The organism is Plantactinospora sp. ZYX-F-223 (genome assembly GCF_039649625.1).
GTDB lineage: Bacteria > Actinomycetota > Actinomycetes > Mycobacteriales > Micromonosporaceae > Plantactinospora.
Window position 1 is genome coordinate 447,811 of sequence record NZ_JBDJAV010000001.1, and the last position, 15,826, is coordinate 463,636.

General features: G+C 73.7%; 10 protein-coding genes. 4 read left to right on the forward strand and 6 right to left on the reverse strand.

Annotation, left to right across the window (positions count from 1 at the left end; translation table 11 throughout):
* Nucleotides 1-149: 149 nt before the first annotated feature.
* The 4 genes from AAH979_RS01890 to AAH979_RS01905 all read right to left on the reverse strand — a co-directional run bounded on the left by AAH979_RS01890 (nt 150) and on the right by AAH979_RS01905 (nt 8,951).
* On the reverse strand, nt 150-3,524 hold the full coding sequence (locus AAH979_RS01890; protein ID WP_346256001.1) for a S8 family serine peptidase: 3,375 nt from the start codon (nt 3,522-3,524) through the stop codon (nt 150-152).
* 338 nt (nt 3,525-3,862) lie between these two features.
* Nucleotides 3,863-4,543 (reverse strand): hypothetical protein, encoded by a 681-nt coding sequence (locus tag AAH979_RS01895; protein ID WP_346256002.1) that lies wholly within the window; start codon nt 4,541-4,543, stop codon nt 3,863-3,865.
* Between the two features lie 47 nt (nt 4,544-4,590).
* Entirely contained in the window at nt 4,591-7,074 is a 2,484-nt protein-coding gene (locus AAH979_RS01900; RefSeq protein ID WP_346256003.1) for an FHA domain-containing protein, read from the reverse strand.
* On the reverse strand, nt 7,071-8,951 hold the full coding sequence (locus tag AAH979_RS01905; RefSeq protein ID WP_346256004.1) for a serine/threonine-protein kinase: 1,881 nt from the start codon (nt 8,949-8,951) through the stop codon (nt 7,071-7,073). The genes AAH979_RS01900 and AAH979_RS01905 overlap by 4 nt, the downstream gene beginning before the upstream one ends.
* A gap of 131 nt (nt 8,952-9,082) precedes the next feature.
* On the opposite strand from AAH979_RS01905, the gene AAH979_RS01910 reads away from it, so the two are divergent.
* Nucleotides 9,083-12,079: a BTAD domain-containing putative transcriptional regulator gene (locus AAH979_RS01910; RefSeq protein WP_346256005.1), complete on the forward strand. Its 2,997-nt coding sequence runs from the start codon at nt 9,083-9,085 to the stop codon at nt 12,077-12,079.
* Between the two features lie 82 nt (nt 12,080-12,161).
* Complete coding sequence (locus tag AAH979_RS01915; RefSeq protein ID WP_346256006.1) at nt 12,162-12,341, forward strand: hypothetical protein; 180 nt, start codon at nt 12,162-12,164, stop codon at nt 12,339-12,341.
* Between the two features lie 37 nt (nt 12,342-12,378).
* On the opposite strand, the gene AAH979_RS01920 is transcribed toward AAH979_RS01915, so the two are convergent.
* The gene (locus AAH979_RS01920) at nt 12,379-13,176 is read right to left on the reverse strand and encodes a DUF4097 family beta strand repeat-containing protein (protein ID WP_346256007.1); all 798 of its coding nucleotides are present in this window, start codon (nt 13,174-13,176) and stop codon (nt 12,379-12,381) included.
* Between the two features lie 139 nt (nt 13,177-13,315).
* On the reverse strand, nt 13,316-13,828 hold the full coding sequence (locus AAH979_RS01925; RefSeq protein WP_346256008.1) for a toxin-antitoxin system HicB family antitoxin: 513 nt from the start codon (nt 13,826-13,828) through the stop codon (nt 13,316-13,318).
* Between the two features lie 228 nt (nt 13,829-14,056).
* Here AAH979_RS01925 and thyX point away from each other — a divergent pair, with 228 nt between their 5' ends.
* Entirely contained in the window at nt 14,057-14,800 is a 744-nt protein-coding gene (gene thyX, locus AAH979_RS01930; protein WP_346256304.1) for an FAD-dependent thymidylate synthase, read from the forward strand.
* Between the two features lie 46 nt (nt 14,801-14,846).
* Nucleotides 14,847-15,767, forward strand: a complete 921-nt coding sequence (gene dapA / locus AAH979_RS01935; protein ID WP_346256009.1) for a 4-hydroxy-tetrahydrodipicolinate synthase — start codon at nt 14,847-14,849, stop codon at nt 15,765-15,767.
* Nucleotides 15,768-15,826 lie beyond the last annotated feature (59 nt).

Below are 15,826 nucleotides of genomic sequence, written 5' to 3' on the forward strand. Positions count from 1 at the left end.
ATACTCCACGTCGCCGACTCGCCATCCGTGCTGGTGTGGGTGCGACCTCTGGGACCCTACCCCGTCCGGGTGAGGAAGCCGTGGCTCTCCGCCGGATGGTCAACGGGTGCGGTGACCGGCAGACTCCGGCCACCGCACCCGTACGCCCGCTACCCGATCTTGTATGCCCGGATCACCGTCTGGGTGACCGTGTTCCCGGCGGTGTCGGTGGCGCTGGCCCGCAGCGAGACGTAGCCCGGCTCGGCCGGATGCCGCAGCACCGCCTGCCCGGCCGTCACCTCCGCCGGAGCCCAGTTCACCCCGTCGTCGTACGACACCTCGACGGTCAGGTTCTCGTTGGCGCCGGCTCCCGACTCGGGCTGCGCCGTCACGGTCACCGGGATGGTGCCGGTCTGTCCGGCCGGGGTGCTGTTGTCGTTGTCCACCCGGGGCGAGAAGCGCACCGTGGAGATCGGTAGCCGGACCGGCGACTCCCCGGCGACGTGCCCGGACCGGAACGTCCAGGTCACGCTGACCCGGGTGGAGAGCGTCGCCGGCCCGCCCCGCTCCGCCGTCATCGTCAGCCGGTAGTTGCCGGTCTCGGGTGGCAGTTCGATCGTCCCGTTCAGACCGTCGAGTTCGGCCAGTACCTTGCCGTCGCGCTCCAGGGTGATCCGGCCGGTGGCGATCGAGGAGAAGCCGGCCCGGCCGACGCCGTCACCGTAGAGCGGGGCCTGCACGGTGAGGGTGTCGCCGAGCCGGGTCACCCACTGGTGCTCGTACGGCGGTGCCGCCACCGTCGGCCCGAACACCCCGCGACTCCACTGCTCCTGGTACGACTGCCCGGCCCGGTACGCCACCGGCGGCGCCACCAGGCTGGTCAGGTACGCCTGTTCCGTACCGGAGCCGGTCGTCTCGTCGACCGAACGGAACCACTGCGCCCGGCCGTCGGTGTTGTAGTACTCGATCCGGGTCGACGGCAGCGGGAAGGTCATCGCGTGTGCGAACCCGCCCATCACCGACTCCGGCAGCACCGCCCAGGCCAGTTTCCGGCCGCTGCTGCCGGAGGACTCGTGGCCGTGGTCGGCTCGGACCGTGGCCAGGTCGGCGGCGGTCACCTGCCGGGTGAAGCCGTTGCCCATCCGCCCCTCGTCGAGCCAGCACAGCAGGTACGCGTACGAGTGGTCCGCGGCGTCGGCCGGGGCGAACGTGGCGGTGGTCCGGGAGACGAACCCGGCGGCCGCCTGGTCCGGCCCGACCCGACCGGTACGCAGCCGCTCGAAGGTGCCGCCGAGGGTGCCGACCTCGGCGGTGCGTCCGGCGGCCAGCACGCTGGTGGCCAGTTCGGCGAAGACCTGCCGGGCGCCGCTGTTCGGCACGGTCACCTCCAGCGGTCGACCGAGCCGGGCGTCGAGGACGACGCTCCGGTCGCCGCTGACCTCCAGTTCGGGCTGGGCGAGGATGCTGGTCAGATAGGTGCCGTCCAGCGGGCTGGTGATCGCGGTGAGCGCGGCGTAGCGCCCCTTCGGCACCCGGAGGGTTGCCGTGCCGTCCTCGGTGACCGGCATCGAGATCGATCCGGCGCTGTCCAGCGCGGCCAGCATGGTCAGATAACCGTTGGTCGGCTCGCCGGCCTGGCCGAGGTGCGAGACCTTGACGTCGTAGCTCTCCACCTCGCGGTCGACCGCCAGCGGGGTGGGCACACTCCCGCCACCGCTCACGGTCGCGGTGAGGTGGCCGGTGAGCTGCCCCAGCGGGCCGCCGCTGCCGGCCGTGTCGGCGGTGACGGTCGCCTCGGCGGTGCCGCCGGCCGGCACGGTGACGCTGCTCGGCGTGACCGCGAACATCCCGGTCGGCACGGCGGTGCCGTCCGGCGCGACCGCCCGTACCCCGAGTTGCAGCGTGACCGCCGCCGTGCCCGCGTTGTGGTAGCTGACCGTACGCCGGACCGGGGTGTCGTCGTCGTGCGGCCATGCCTGCCGGCCGAAGCTCAGGCTCGGCGGATCGGCGGTGACCCGCTGGTCGAGCGCCCGGGCGACGTCCAGCCGGCCGGCGCCCTGGGCGAAGACGCTGAGTTCGGGGTTAGGCCGGGCGGCGGCCATCAGCGCGGCCTTCAGGTTGCCCGCCGGCAGGTCCGGCTGGCGCTGCGCCAGGATGGCGGCGGCCCCGGCGACGTGCGGTGTGGCCATCGAGGTGCCGGACATGCTGATCCCGCTGCCCTCGGGCACGTCCGGCCCGGTGTCGATGCTCCGGGCGGCGACGATGTCCAGGCCGGGGGCGGTCAGGTCGGGCTTGATGGCGCCGTCGCCCTGCCGGGGGCCCTGGCTGGAGAAGCCGGCCAGGGTGTCGGACTTGCTGACCGCGCCGACCGCCAGCGCGGCGTCGGCGGTGGCCGGTGAGCCGATGGTGCTGGTGCCCGGGATGTTGCCGGCGGCGACCACGAAGAGGGTGTCGTGCGCCTCGGTCAACTGCCCGAGGGCCTGCTCGACCGGGTCCACCACCGGGCTGTCCAGCCCCGTCAGACTCAGGTTGACCACCTGAGCGCCCGACTCGGCCGCCCACTGCATGCCGGCGATGATCGCGGACTCGGCGCAGCCGCCGGCCGCGCAGACCTTGCCGTCCAGCAGCCGGGCGCCGGGGGCGACGCCCTTGAACCGGGCCGCACCGGTACCGGCCACGGTGGAGGCGACGTGCGTGCCGTGTCCGGCGATGTCCCGGTCGTCCTCGGCGCCGTCGGTGAAGTTGCGCTGCCCGGTCACCTGTCCGGCGAGGTCCGGGTGGGTTTCGTCGATGCCGGTGTCCAGCACCCCGACGGTCACTCCGCTGCCGTCGAAGCCGGCGGCCCAGGCGGCCGGCGCGCCGACCTGCGGGACGCTCTCGGCGAGGGCGGGCCGGCGCAGGCCGTCGAGCCAGACGGTGCGCACGGTCGCGGCCATGGTGCGCCGGGTCGGCTCCGTCCCGGTCAGGTCGGTCCAGAACCGGGGCAGCCCGGCCCGGTCCACCGCGACGGCCTGCCCGGCGACCGGGGGGAGGTCGCGGACCAGTCGCGCGCCGGCCCCGACCAGCGCGCGCTCTCCCTGCACCCGGTCGTCGATACCGGCGTACGTCACCAGCAGCGGCAGGTCTCCCCGGCGGTCGTAGCCGAACTCCAGCAGGGCGGTGACGTCGAAGAGCCGCTCGTCCAGGCGCCCGCTGCGGACCAGGGCGAGGGCGTCGGTCGGGATGACGTGCAGCCGGTCGCCGACTCTCCGGGTCAGGAACTCGATGCCGGTCCGGCCGGGTCCCGGCTCGACGCTCGCCTTGAGGTCGGTGGTGACGGTGACCCGGTCACCGGTGACCAGGCTGACGGTCCGGGCACCGGTACCCGCCGTCGGGTCGGCCCCGGGTGTGCCGGGCGGGGCCGAGGATTCGGCCGGTACCGCGTATCCGGCGAGGCCCGGCGGTCCCGCCATCGCGGCCGTGCCTGCCGGCGGTCCGGGTACGGCGAACGCGAGCAGCAGGGCGAGACCCGTTACTCCCCACGTAAGCCTTTTAACTGGATTCATGGTGTGCCTCCCCTGGATACCGGTCATACCGGCACTCCTCTGCATTGACCGAAACACATCACCGGAGAGGCAGCAACATAGACGTCCATAGATTGGGATGATCGCCGGCTGGAGCGACTACCCACAGTGGACCGCCCGGATCCCTCGAACGGGCGGTCGGGCCGGCTCCTCGATCTACAACTCCTCCACGGCGGCGCTGGACAACCTCACCCGCCGCGCCGGGCAAGGCCAGCACGGGCGGCAACCAACACGAGCGCTTCGGGTACGGCCGGCGGTACCGGTTCGAGCCTGAACGAACCAGGCCACGAACGGGCGGCGGCTGCCGTACCAGTCGCCGCTCACGGCGCCGGCAATGCCCGACGGCCCTCGGAACCGTCGTCCGGGACGATCTCGCCGCTCACGGCCCGCCGCCGGTGCGCCGCCGCCTCCGACACCGACCAGGCGATCGCGGCCAGGGCCGGCAGGCGCAGGCCCTGCTGGCCGTACACCAGGTGCGCGGCGCTCACCGCGAACCACGGCGCCGCCGGCCCGTGCAGCATGATCGGGTCCCCGACTTCGTAGCGCAGTACGAACAGCCACTGCCCCATGTCACCCTGGAACTCCACCACGCCCTGGTGCCAGAAGCTCAGCCACTGGCCCCGGTAGTCGCAGAGCAGGCGCTGATCAGTGAGGATGGTCCGGACGTGCGCGTGGTCCCGCCACTGGGCCGCCGCCGATGCCTCGGCGCGCCGCCGTGCCGAGGAGTTGGCCATGGCGTTCGCCGCCAGACCGGCCGCCACGAACGTCGCGGAACCGAGCAGCAGGGTGCTGCTGCTGCGGTACGACACCGACGTGCCGTAGAAGCGGGCGTAGCCGAGCACGGCTTCGGCGTACGCCACCTCGTCCCGGTTCAGTCGTACCGCGCCCGGCGGCAGCGCGGTGAGGGCGCCCCCGGCGTGCAGGTGTTCGTACAACTGGCAGGCGTTGGCCCATCCCTCGCGATGAGCGACGTCGATCGCGTCGTCCTTGCGGCGGCCCACCGGTTTCCCCCGTCCCTCTCAGTGCTGAAATGCGATGTCCTGCCTGGTCAGCGCCCCGGTTCGTGGCGCCGCAGCGCCCAGCGGGTGGCGGCGGTCAGCATGCCGCCCTGTAGCGCCAGCGCACCCATCGCCCACCACCACGCGCCGGTCGTGTGCCGCCACAGTGCGTCCGCGGACGGGTCGACCGTCAGCGAACGGAGATCGACCGTGGCCGCCGCGGCGGCGTACCCCCACCGGGCCGGCGCGAGCCACGACAGCTCCGCCACGCCGGTGCGGTCGACCACCTCGAAGAGGCCGCCGCAGAGCACCAGCTGTGCCATCACCAGCCCCACCAGGATCGGCATGGTCTGCTCCCCGGTGGAGACGTACGCGCTGACCAGCAGCCCCAGCACGGTCGCGGTCAGGGCGGTCAGCCAGACCACCACGATCAGCTCCAGCAGCGGCCACGGCAGCGCCAGCGCCCGCGGTGCCCCGGGCCGGCCGGCGAGGCCGACCACCACGAACAGCGCCGCCTGGACCGCGGTCACCACCGCGAACACCAGCAGTTTCGACCCCAGGTACGCGCTCGGCGCCAGCCCCACCGCACGTTCCCGCCGGTAGATGGCACGTTCGCGGACCAGTTCCCGGATGCCGCCGGCGAGCCCGATGAAGATCCCACCGACGATCAGCACGACGAGCAACTGTGCCGGTTCGAGGCTCGGCCCGGAGGCCGACCGGGTGAAGCCAGCGCCACCGGGGATCACGTGCAGCAGCGCGGCGAGACCGAGTGGCAGGCCGAGCAGCAGGGCCGCGTACGTCCGGTCCGCCAGGGTGACGGCCGCCATCCGCCGGGTCAGGATTGTCAGCTGCCGCCGCCAGCTCTGCCGCGCCGGCTGGACCGGGGCGGGCTGGGCGTCGGCCGGTCGGGCCTGCGCCAGTGGGTCGTACGCCGGGTGGGCCTGTGCCGGGTGGGCCTGTCCGGAACGGTTGCCGGGCCCGGCCGGTCCGACGGCGGCGGGCCGGGGCGGCAGCGTGGCCGCATAACGCGCGGCCCAGCCGTCCGGGTCGTCGGCCACCTGCTTGAACACGTCGGCGTACTCCCGGGCGCCGAAGAACCGCAGCAGCCCGTCGGGTGGTCCGACGTAGGCCACCTTGCCGCCCCGGCCGAGCACGAGTACCCGGTCGCAGACGTTGAGGTGCAGCGGGCTGTGAGTGATCACCACGACGGTGCGGCCCCGGTCGGCGAGGTCCCGCAGACCGGTCATCACGTCCCGGTCCAGCGCCGGGTCGAGCCCGGAGGTGGGTTCGTCGAGGAAGAGCAGCGACGGCTCGGTGAGCAGCTCCAGCGCGACCGAGGTGCGCTTGCGCTGACCGCCGGAGAGCGTGTCGATCCGCTGGTCCGCCTGGCTGACCAGACCGAGCTGGTCGATCACCTCGCTGACCCGCCGCTCCCGCTCCGCGCCCGTCACGTCGGGCCCGAAGCGCAGCGCGGCGGCATACCGCAGGGCCCGGCGTACGGTCAGCGCCGAGTGCAGGATGTCGTCCTGCGGCACCAGGCCGATCCGGTGACGCAGTTCGTCGTACTCGGCGTACAGGTCGCGGCCCTGGTAGCTGACCGTGCCCTCGTTCGCCGGGCGGTAGCCGGTCAACGCGGCGAGCAGGGTCGACTTACCCGCCCCGCTCGGACCCATCACGGCGAGCAGGCTGCACTCGTCCAACGCGAAGCTGACCTTGTCGAGCAGCCGCTTGCCACCCGCCACGGTGACGCCCAGCCCGTCGGCGTGCAGCGAGACCCGCCCGGCGTCGACGTACTCGCGCAGCTCGGCGGCGTCGACGACGAGTTGGTGCCGGCCGAAGGACAGCAGGTCGCCCGGGCGCACCTCGGCGGTGGTGACCCGGCGGCCGTTGACAAAGGTGCCGTTGCGGGTGCCGAGATCGACCAGGTTCAGGCCGGCGGGGGTGCGGAGCAGCTCCGCGTGGTACCGCGACACCAGCAGGTCGTCCAGGACGATGTCGTTGTCCGGGGCGCGGCCGATCCGGGTCCGCCCAGCCGCCCGGTACGTCGCGGACGGCACCCGCCCGGCCTCGAACCGTGGCGTGCCCGCGTCGGACGTACCTCCGGCCGGCATCCCCGACGGTGTGCCCGGGGTACCCGGCGGCGTGGCCGTGCCGGGCGGGCCCGGCGGCCTGGCCGCGGCGGCCATGGTCGGCGGTGGCGGCGCGAGTGGTGGCGGAGTGACCGGTGCCGGTGTCGACGCCAGCCGCAGGGTGAGCCGGGGACCGTCGAACCCGCCGAGCCGGACCTCCACCGGCCCGGTCAGGTCCAGTTCGGAGACCCGGCCGGCCGGGGTGTACGTGCCGTTCTGGCCGCCCAGGTCGCGCATCCGCCAGCGCCCGGCCTGGTACCGCAGCTCCAGGTGCTCCCGGGAGACGCGCGGGTCGTCGACGACGATCCGGCACAGCGGGTCCCGGCCGACCCGGAGCGCCCCCTCCGCCGGGGTGACCCGCCGCTCCCCGTCCGGGGCGCCGATCAGCAGGATCGCGTCGGTCATGCCCCACCCTTGGGCAGTCGCTTGGCCATCGCGGTGGCGAGCTGGATCGCGTCGGACTGGTATCCGCCCTTACCCTCCACCACCACCTCGATGACCACCTGCCCGCGTCGGACGAAGACGATGGCGATGTCGTAGTACTGCCCGGTGTCGGCGAAGACGCCGAGGGCCTCGTCACCGAGCTTCGGGACCTGCATCTCGGACCACTTCTCGCAGCCGGCGGCCTTCGTCCGGACCGCGTCGAAGAAGACGTTCGCCTCGTCGGCGTAGAAGCCCGCGACCGCCGAGCCCACGTTCGGGTAGCTTCCGGTGTTGACGTCGAAGCCGTTGGTCTCGCTGGCGCCGATCGCGTTCGCGGTGACCCTCCCGTCGCTGCACAGGCTCAGCGCGGAAAGCCCACCCTGCAGGATGTCGTCCGCGTCCCGGGGACGGATGACCTCGCGGCGGGCCTTCAGCACGGCCGTGATGTCGGCGGCCGTGACCAGCGCCGGCTGCAACGCGGTCACCGGTGGCGGCGGCTTGCTCTTGTCGTACGACCGGGTGGGGGTGGCGCCGGGCCCGGTCCCGAACAGGTCTCCGTCCGGCGAGGCCTGGTATATCCCGACGCAGCAGGCGACGAGGGAGAAGAGCAGCACGCCGACGACGATCAGCGGTGCCTTGCTGCCCCTCTTCTGCGGCGGCGGGGTGCTGAGGAAACCACCGACGGCCGGGGAGAGCCGTGGACCACCCGGGCTGCTCGGCGGCATCGGGTAGCCCGACGGTGGCGGCGGCGGTGACGACACCGGCCGGGTGCCACCGGTCGAGCCCGGCGGCATCGGGTAGCCCGGCGGTGGCGACGTCGGCCGGGTGCCACCGATCGAGCCTGGCGGCATCGGATAGCCGGGCGACGCCGGGGCGGCGGCCGGCGAGACCGGCGGCGCGGGCCCGAACGACGTCTCGGGCAGCGCCGAGCCGGCCGATGATCCAGGGATCCCTTCCGGCCCGGCGGCGCCCGGGACCCCGGAGCCGACGGAGGTCTCCGGCGGCGCGGTACGCAACGCCCGGATCCAGGCCGCCGCACTCGCCGGCCGGGCCTCCGGCTGCACCGCGAGCATTGCGACGATGCCCCGCACCTGCCGATCCTGGCCTGGCCCGAGCGCCGCGGTCAGCCGCTGCACCATTCCCGCCGGGTCACCGGGCAGCGGTGGGTTCCCGGTGATCGCGTAGTAGACGGTGGCGCCGAGGGTGAACCGGTCGGTCGCGGGGGTGTACTCGCCACGGGCCAGCGACTCCGGTGCCATGAACGGAGCGGTGCCGAAGATCCGCGACGTGCGGTCGGTGCTGCGCAGGCGTACCAGCCCGAAGTCCACCAGGTAGACCCGGCCGTCGGGGGCGAGCAGGATGTTCGCCGGTTTGATGTCGCGGTGCAGCACCGGGGCGGCGTTGGTGTCCCGACCGCTGTGCAGGTAGTCGATCGCCTCGGCGACCTGCTGTAGCGGGGCCAGCACGTCGAGCCCGCGCACGTCACCGCGCTCCAGCGCCGTCTGGAGGCTGGGACCCTCGATCCACTTCATCACGAAGTAGAGCCGCCGGCCCGCCGCATCCGGCTGGTGCCCGGCCGGATGCGGCGGCGCGCCGACGAAGACCTCCTTCACCTTCACCAGCGCCGGATGCTCCAGGTGGGTCAGCAGGGCCGCCTGGAGCCGCAACTCCTCCAACTGCCGGTCGGCAGCCGAGTCGTCGTCGAGCCGGATCAGCTTCACGGCGTACGAGAACGAGTCGGCGCCGTGGCGTTCCCGGGCCAGCCAGACCTCGCCCTCGCCACCTGCCGCACGCCGCTGCACCAGTTCGTACCGGTCCGGCGCGTCCGCCGGGCCGACGTACCCGGGCCCCCCGTCCATCGACACCCTGATCCACCCGATCTCTTCCGCCCTGGCCGCGTCCGCCGTCAAGCTAACGGATCTTCCGGGTGTGGATCCGCCGCTTGTTAGCGAGTTGTGAGTACCTGGGTGAGGTGCGGTAACAATGGCCCGTGCAGTTCGGGATCCTGGGGCCGGTCGAGGTCCGACACGACGGGCGGCTCCTGCCCAGCGGCAGCGGGCGGGAACGGCTGGTGCTGGCCAGCCTGTTGCTCGGCGCCGGGAAGGTGCTCCCCGCGGACGTGCTGATCACCCGGCTCTGGGAGCAGCCGCCCGGCTCCGCCCGGGCACAGCTGCACAACCTGATAAGCGGCCTGCGCCGCCGGTTCCGGGCCGTGGACCCGGACCTGATCGAGACCCGACCCACCGGGTACCTGCTGCGCCTGCGCGGACACCGACTGGATCTGACCGAGTTCCGCGACCTTGCCGACCGGGGACGTGCGGCCGCCTCGGGTGGGGACCACACCGCCGCGGTGGCGTTGCTCGACCAGGCGCTGGCGCTGTGGCGCGGCCCGGCGCTGGCCGACGTCGCCGGAGTGGACAGCGGGCGACTCCGCGAGGCCCTGCACGGCGAGCGGCTCGGTGCGGCCGAGGCCAAGCTCGACGCCGTGCTGGGGCTCGCGGAGTACGAGGCGGTGCTGCGCGAGGTCGAGCCGCTCCTCGCCGACAATCCGTATGCGGAGCGGCTCTACTGCCAGCAGATGTCGGCGCTGGCCGGCCTGGGCCGGCGCGCTGAGGCGCTCGCCGTCTACCGCCGCGCCTACCGACGGTTCGTCGACGGCCTGGGTCTGGAGCCGGGGCCGTTGCTGCGCGCGACACAACAGCGGATCCTGCTGGGCGAACCGGTGGCCGGGGCGGGCACGGAACGGACCCGTCCGGTGCCGAGGCAGCTTCCGCCGGCGCCGGCGCTGACCGGCCGGGAGTCGCTGCTCGACCGGATCCTCGGGCAGATGACCACCGCTGATCCGGCCTGCGCCCCGGTCGTGCTCCTGACCGGTCCCGGCGGGGTCGGCAAGAGCGCGCTGGCGCTGGCGGCGGGTCACCGGCTGGGTGCGGCCTTCCCGGACGGGCAGCTCTACGCCGACCTGCGGGGCAGCCACGACACGCCGGGAGATCCGTACCGGATCGTGGAGCGTCTTCTGCGGGCGTTGGGCGTCGCGGGCGGTGATGTCCCGGACGATCCCGAGGAGCGGGTGACGCTGTACCGCAGCCACCTGGCCCGGGGCCGGATGCTGGTGGTCCTGGACGACGCGGCCGACGAGGCGCAGCTACGGCCGTTGTTGCCGGGATCGGCCGGCAGCGGCGCGGTGGTGACCTCGCGGCGGCACCTCGCCGCGATGCTGGGCGCCGCCCGGGTCCCGGTACCGGCGCTGTCCACCGAGGACGCGGTACGGCTGTTGACGGAGGCTGTCGGCGAGGCGAGGATCGCCGCCGAACCGGAAGCGGCGCGCGAGATCTCGCGGCTCTGCGGCGGGCTGCCGCTGGCGCTCTGCATCGCCGCCGCCCGGCTGGCGGTACGGCCCGAGGAGACCGTCGACGAGCTACGGCAGCGGCTGGCGGTGGAACGGGGCCGGCTGGACGAACTGGCCGTCGGTGACCTCGACGTCCGGGCCAGCATCGCGTTGAGCTACCGGGCGCTGCCCGCCGAGGCACGGCGGCTGGTGCGGCGGCTCGGGCTGCTCAGCACCACCGACTCGGCACGGTGGGCCGCGCAGGCGCTGCTGGACACCACCGACGGCCGGGCCCGTGCGCTGCTGCACCAGCTCGCCGACGTACACCTGGTCGAACCGCTCGGTCGGGACGCCGTGGGGCAGCAGCGGTACCGGCTGCACGACCTGGTCGCCGAGTACGCCCGGGAGCGGCTCATGGTCGACGACGAGCCGGCCGACCGGGAGCAGGCGCTGGCCCGGCTGCTGCGCGGTTGGCTCGACCTGGCCGGCGAGGCCGACGAGCTGCTCGGCACGCCCGAGGCGGAACGGAACCGGGAGACCGGTCCGATGGTCAGCAGTGGTCAGCGTGCCCTCCGTGCCGACCCGCTCGCCTGGTTCGAGACCGAACGCGCCGGACTGGTCGCGGCGGTCGGCCAGGCGGGCCGGGCCAACCTGCCGGAGCTGGCCGGCGGGCTCGCGTTGCGGCTGTCCGGCTTCCTCCGGCTCCGCTCCTACGACGACGACCTGGAGCACATGCTGCGGTTCGCTCTGTCCTGCGTGCCCACCTCCGGGGCGGATCCGCTCCGGGCCCGACTGCTCGGCGAACTCTTCGCCGCCTGCCTCGGGCGGGACCGGTACGCCGAACTGCCCGCCATCGCGGCTGACCAGCTCGCGGTGGCTCGCCGGATCGACGACCCGCACCTGCTGGTACGCGCGCTCACCAACTCCGGCCTGGCGGCGCTGCGCGCCGGGCCGTCCGGGGAGGCGTTCGACTGGCTGGCCCGGGCGGTGAGCACGGCCCGTGACCTGCAACTGCCCGGTCACCTGCGACGCGACACCCTGGCCACCCTCGGCTTCGCGTACTGGGAGATGGGCGACCCCGGCCGGGCCGTTCCACTGCTGGCGGAGGCATTGGCCGTCAGCGACGCACCGATCCCTCCGCTGCGGGACGCGCTGCACCGTTACCACTACGGGCTGGCGTTGACCGACACCGGTGAACTGAGTGGCGCGCGGCAGGCACTCGCCGAGGCGATGGAGGTCAGCGTGCGGCTCCGCGACGACCTCGGCACGGCGTACCTGGAGCAGGCGCTCGCCGATGTCGACATCCGCGAGGGCAGGTTGCCGGAGGCGGCGCGGCGACTGGACCGGGCGCTGGCCGGACACGAGGCGCTGGGGCACCGCGACGGGCTCGCCGAAACGCTGCGTTCCCTGGGGGACCTGGCCGCCGCCGAGGGCCGGTGGGTGGACGCGGAAGCGTCGCTTCGGCGCGCACTGGAGTTGTACCGGCGGATCGGGGCTCGGTCGCAGGCCGCCCGGGTACTGGCCCGGCTGGACCGGGTCAGCGTCGCGGTCGGTGACGGTGGCGCCGCCGCGGCGTACCGGGTGAAGTGGCGGGCCATCCTCGACGGGCTGAGCCTGGCGGAGGCGGCGCTGCAACTCCCGCCGTTCCTCGACCGATGAGCGTGGGTCCTCGGGCGCCGGCGGATCATCGGGATCAACTGCTCCCTTCGGCTCCGCATCGTCGACAACGTGGGTGGGGCTGGTGGCGGTCGGGCAGGCGTCGCTGTCCCGGATCCCGGTCGACGGTTCCCATCTCCGGCACTGTTCCGGGCTGGTCCTGTTCGGACTGGGGCTGGGCAGCGCGTTCGTCGCGGCGACGGTGCTGGCGGTCGCCGGCTCGTGCAGGATCCCGCTGGACCGCCGCCCGAGGTACCACCGGTGATCCGGCCACCGGGCCCGAGGCCGGTGCGGCGGGCCGGTCAGGCCGCCCGGCGTACCTCGATGTCGCCGCTCACCGTACGTATTTCGAGGCTCAGGTCGGGGCCGCCGGCGACGACGGGTGCGGTGCCCACGTCCAGCCCGTTGCGGGTGGTGCCGGAGATGGTGTTGAGGTCGAGCCAGACCCCGGTGCCGGGGCGTACCCCGATGCCCACGTCGCCCGAGGCGGTCCCGATCCGCACCCGGCCGCGCCGGGTCGCCCCGACGCGTACGGCGCCGGAGGCGGTCTTGATCTCGACGGCGTCCGCGGCGTCGGAGATGTCGACGTTCCCGGAGGAGAGCCGGGCCCGGAGCGGTCCGCCGACCTGCCGGGCGACGAGGGCCCCGGAGGCACCCTTGACCTCCAGCCGGCCGTCGACCCGGGACACTTCGATGTCGCCGCTCGCCGTGTCGACATCGGCGTCGCCGGTGACATGCTCGATCTCGATGTCGCCGGACGCCGAGCCGACGGTCAGTTCGGCGTAGCGGCCCCGGCAGCGGACGTCGGCAGAGGCGACCTTGATCCGTCCGGAACTGTCCAGCGGGACGCGGACCAGCACGCGTACCCCGCCGAAGCGGAGCCGGAACAGCCCGCCGGCCCGGTCGGGGACGACCACCGACAGCACGTCCCCGTCCAACCCGACCTGGGTACGCGCGGCCTGCTCACGGGATCCGGCGCTGCCGTCGTACGGGCGTACGTCGACGACGACCGAGTCGCGGTCCTCGGCGACCATCTCGAAGACGCCGGCCGGCAGGTCGGCGGCGACGGTGACCGGTGCGGTACGGGGAAACTCGTGCATGGTTCCTCCAAGCGGAAGTCTCGGGTGGCGGATGCGGGCCGGTTGCCCGGCACGCGGGCGTCGCCCCGGGCTGGGTGATGCCGGGGCGATGGTCGGGGCGGCCGGGCTGGCCGGCGCGCCCGGGGCGGCGGTCGGGTGGTCAGGCCTGGGCCCAGCCGGTGATCCGGCGGCTGGATCCCCGGCCGGCCCGGCCGGTCGGCGGCGGGGCGGCGCCCGGCACGGCGGCGGCGACCGCTCGGACCAGCCAGGCGTTCACCGAGATGCCCTCGGCGGTGGCGGCCCGCTCCACGGCGTCCTTCAGGGTGTCCGGCAGCCGCAGGGTGATCCGGGCGACGTCACCGGGCGGCTCGGTCGGCGGGGGCGGTGCTGGCGGTGGGCCGGGAGCCGCCGTCGCGGGCTGCTGCTCCGGTGTCTCCCGGTGCACCACCAGGTCCGCTTCCCGGGCGCGCAGTCGCACCTCGACCGTCGGCCCGTCGAGCTTGGCGGTGATCTCGGCGGTCGCGTCGGCGAGCACCTCCAGCAGGCAGAGCCGGGCAGAGATGTCGAGCGAGCCGGCGAGCAGTTCTGCCGCCCGGCTGATCTCCGGGCCGCCCGGTGCGGCGGCGGCGGCGAGGTCGCGGCGCAGCGCGGCCAGATAGGGAGCCAGGTCCATGACGTCACTATGACATCGAAGTGACGTCACCCGCAAGCGTCAGTGTGACGGCATCTTGACGGCTCAGGCTGTCGTCCGTCGTTCGTGCCGCCGGTGCCGGCTTCTCCTCGGTACCCCGATGGACCCGTTTCGGGTGGTGCTGCAGGGGCGGCGGCGCTCGGGCATCGACGCCGACAGGGGGTCGTCGGGATGACGCCGGAGGCGACTAGAGTCCGAGGAATGCCGGAGATGGTTGCCCCCCAGGTCAAGGTCATCGCGTGGACGCACTTCGAGCCGCCGGAGGACGTACCGTGGTCGACCGACGCGGACGGCGGCCAGGCGCTGGCCGAGTTCGCCGGCCGGGCCTGCTACCAGTCGTGGCGCAAGCCCAACCCGGCCACCGCGACCAACGCGGGTTACCTCGCGCACATCCTGGAGAGCCAGCACCTCTCGGTGCTGGAGCACGGCACCGTGACGTTCTACTTCACCGGCGTGTCCCGCTCGTTCACCCACGAACTGGTACGCCACCGGCACTTCTCCTACTCCCAGCTCTCCCAGCGGTACGTGCCGGAGCGCGAGGCCGCCATGGTGGAGCCCTCGGTGATCGCCGAGGACGCCGAGCTGCACAAGCGGTTCGTGGAGGCGAGCGAGGCGAGCCTGCGGGCCTACAACGACCTGCTGGAGGGGCTGGAGCGGCGCTTCGCCGACGTCGAGAACCCGACACTGCGCCGCAAGCAGGCCCGACAGGCCGCCCGGGCGGTGCTGCCGAACGCCACCGAGACCCGCATCGTGGTCACCGGCAACTACCGCGCCTGGCGGCACTTCGTGGCGATGCGGGCCACCGAGGGCGCCGACGTCGAGATTCGTGAGCTGGCCGTCGAGTGCCTGCGGCAGCTCCAGCGCGTCGCGCCGAACGTCTTCGCCGACTTCACCATCAGCGCGCTACCGGACGGCACCGAGATCGCCACCAGCCCGTACGCCCAGCTGTCCTGAACCCTTCCCCGCCGGTCGGGCGGCGGCAGTCCGATAGGTTGTTCGCATGACCCACCACCCTGACAACGCCGGTCGGGCGGCACCCCGCCCGTTCGGGCGCCTGCTCACCGCGATGGTGACCCCGTTCACCCCGGACGGCTCGCTGGATCTCGACGGCGCGGCCCGGCTCGCGGCCTACCTGGTGGACGAGCAGGGCAACGACGCGCTGGTCGTGAACGGGACCACCGGCGAGTCGCCGACCACCACCGACGCGGAGAAGGAGCGGCTGATCCGCACGGTGGTCGAGGCGGTGGGTGACCGGGCCCAGGTGGTCGCCGGGGTCGGCACCAACGACACCCGGCACACCATCGAGCTGGCCAGCGCCGCCGAGAAGGCCGGGGCGCACGGGTTGCTGGTGGTCACGCCGTACTACAACAAGCCGCCGCAGGCCGGGCTGGTCCGGCACTTCACCGCGGTGGCCGACGCCAGCGCGCTGCCGGTGATGCTCTACGACATCCCGCACCGCAGCGGCGTGCCGATCGCCACCGAGACCCTGCTGCGGCTCGCCGACCACGAGCGGATCGTCGCGGTGAAGGACGCCAAGGGCGACCTGATCGCCAGCTCGGTGGTGACCGGCCGGACCGACCTGGCCTACTACTCCGGCGAGGACGCGTTGACGCTGCCCGCCCTGGCGATCGGCGGGGTCGGCCTGGTCGGCACCTCGACCCACCTGACCGGGGCGCTCACCAAGCAGATGATCGAGGCGTACGACCGGGGTGCCACCGCCGAGGCGCTGGCCCTGCACCGGCGGCTGCTGCCGCTGTTCACCGGGATCTTCCGCACCCAGGGCACCATCCTGGTCAAGGCGGCACTCGCCGCCCGGGGCCTGCCCGCCGGGCCGGTACGCCCGCCGCTGGTGGAGGCCACCTCCGACGAGATGGCCCAGTTGCGGACGGACTGCGCCGAAGCCGGGCTGGAGTTGCCGTGAGCGGGGGCAGGGACAGCGGTGGGAGGCGGGTGTCTGGTGACGGCACGGAGCGAAGCGGA

Bases quoted from the DNA above. Each gene is read 5' to 3' on its own strand.
- thyX (WP_346256304.1), top strand. From the start codon at position 14,057: ATGGTTGCCCCCCAGGTCAAGGTCATCGCGTGGACGCACTTCGAGCCG.
- dapA (WP_346256009.1), top strand. From the start codon at position 14,847: ATGACCCACCACCCTGACAACGCCGGTCGGGCGGCACCCCGCCCGTTC.
- AAH979_RS01925 (WP_346256008.1), bottom strand. From the start codon at position 13,828: ATGGACCTGGCTCCCTATCTGGCCGCGCTGCGCCGCGACCTCGCCGCC.
- AAH979_RS01890 (WP_346256001.1), bottom strand. From the start codon at position 3,524: ATGAATCCAGTTAAAAGGCTTACGTGGGGAGTAACGGGTCTCGCCCTG.
- AAH979_RS01905 (WP_346256004.1), bottom strand. From the start codon at position 8,951: ATGGACGGGGGGCCCGGGTACGTCGGCCCGGCGGACGCGCCGGACCGG.
- AAH979_RS01900 (WP_346256003.1), bottom strand. From the start codon at position 7,074: ATGACCGACGCGATCCTGCTGATCGGCGCCCCGGACGGGGAGCGGCGG.
- AAH979_RS01920 (WP_346256007.1), bottom strand. From the start codon at position 13,176: ATGCACGAGTTTCCCCGTACCGCACCGGTCACCGTCGCCGCCGACCTG.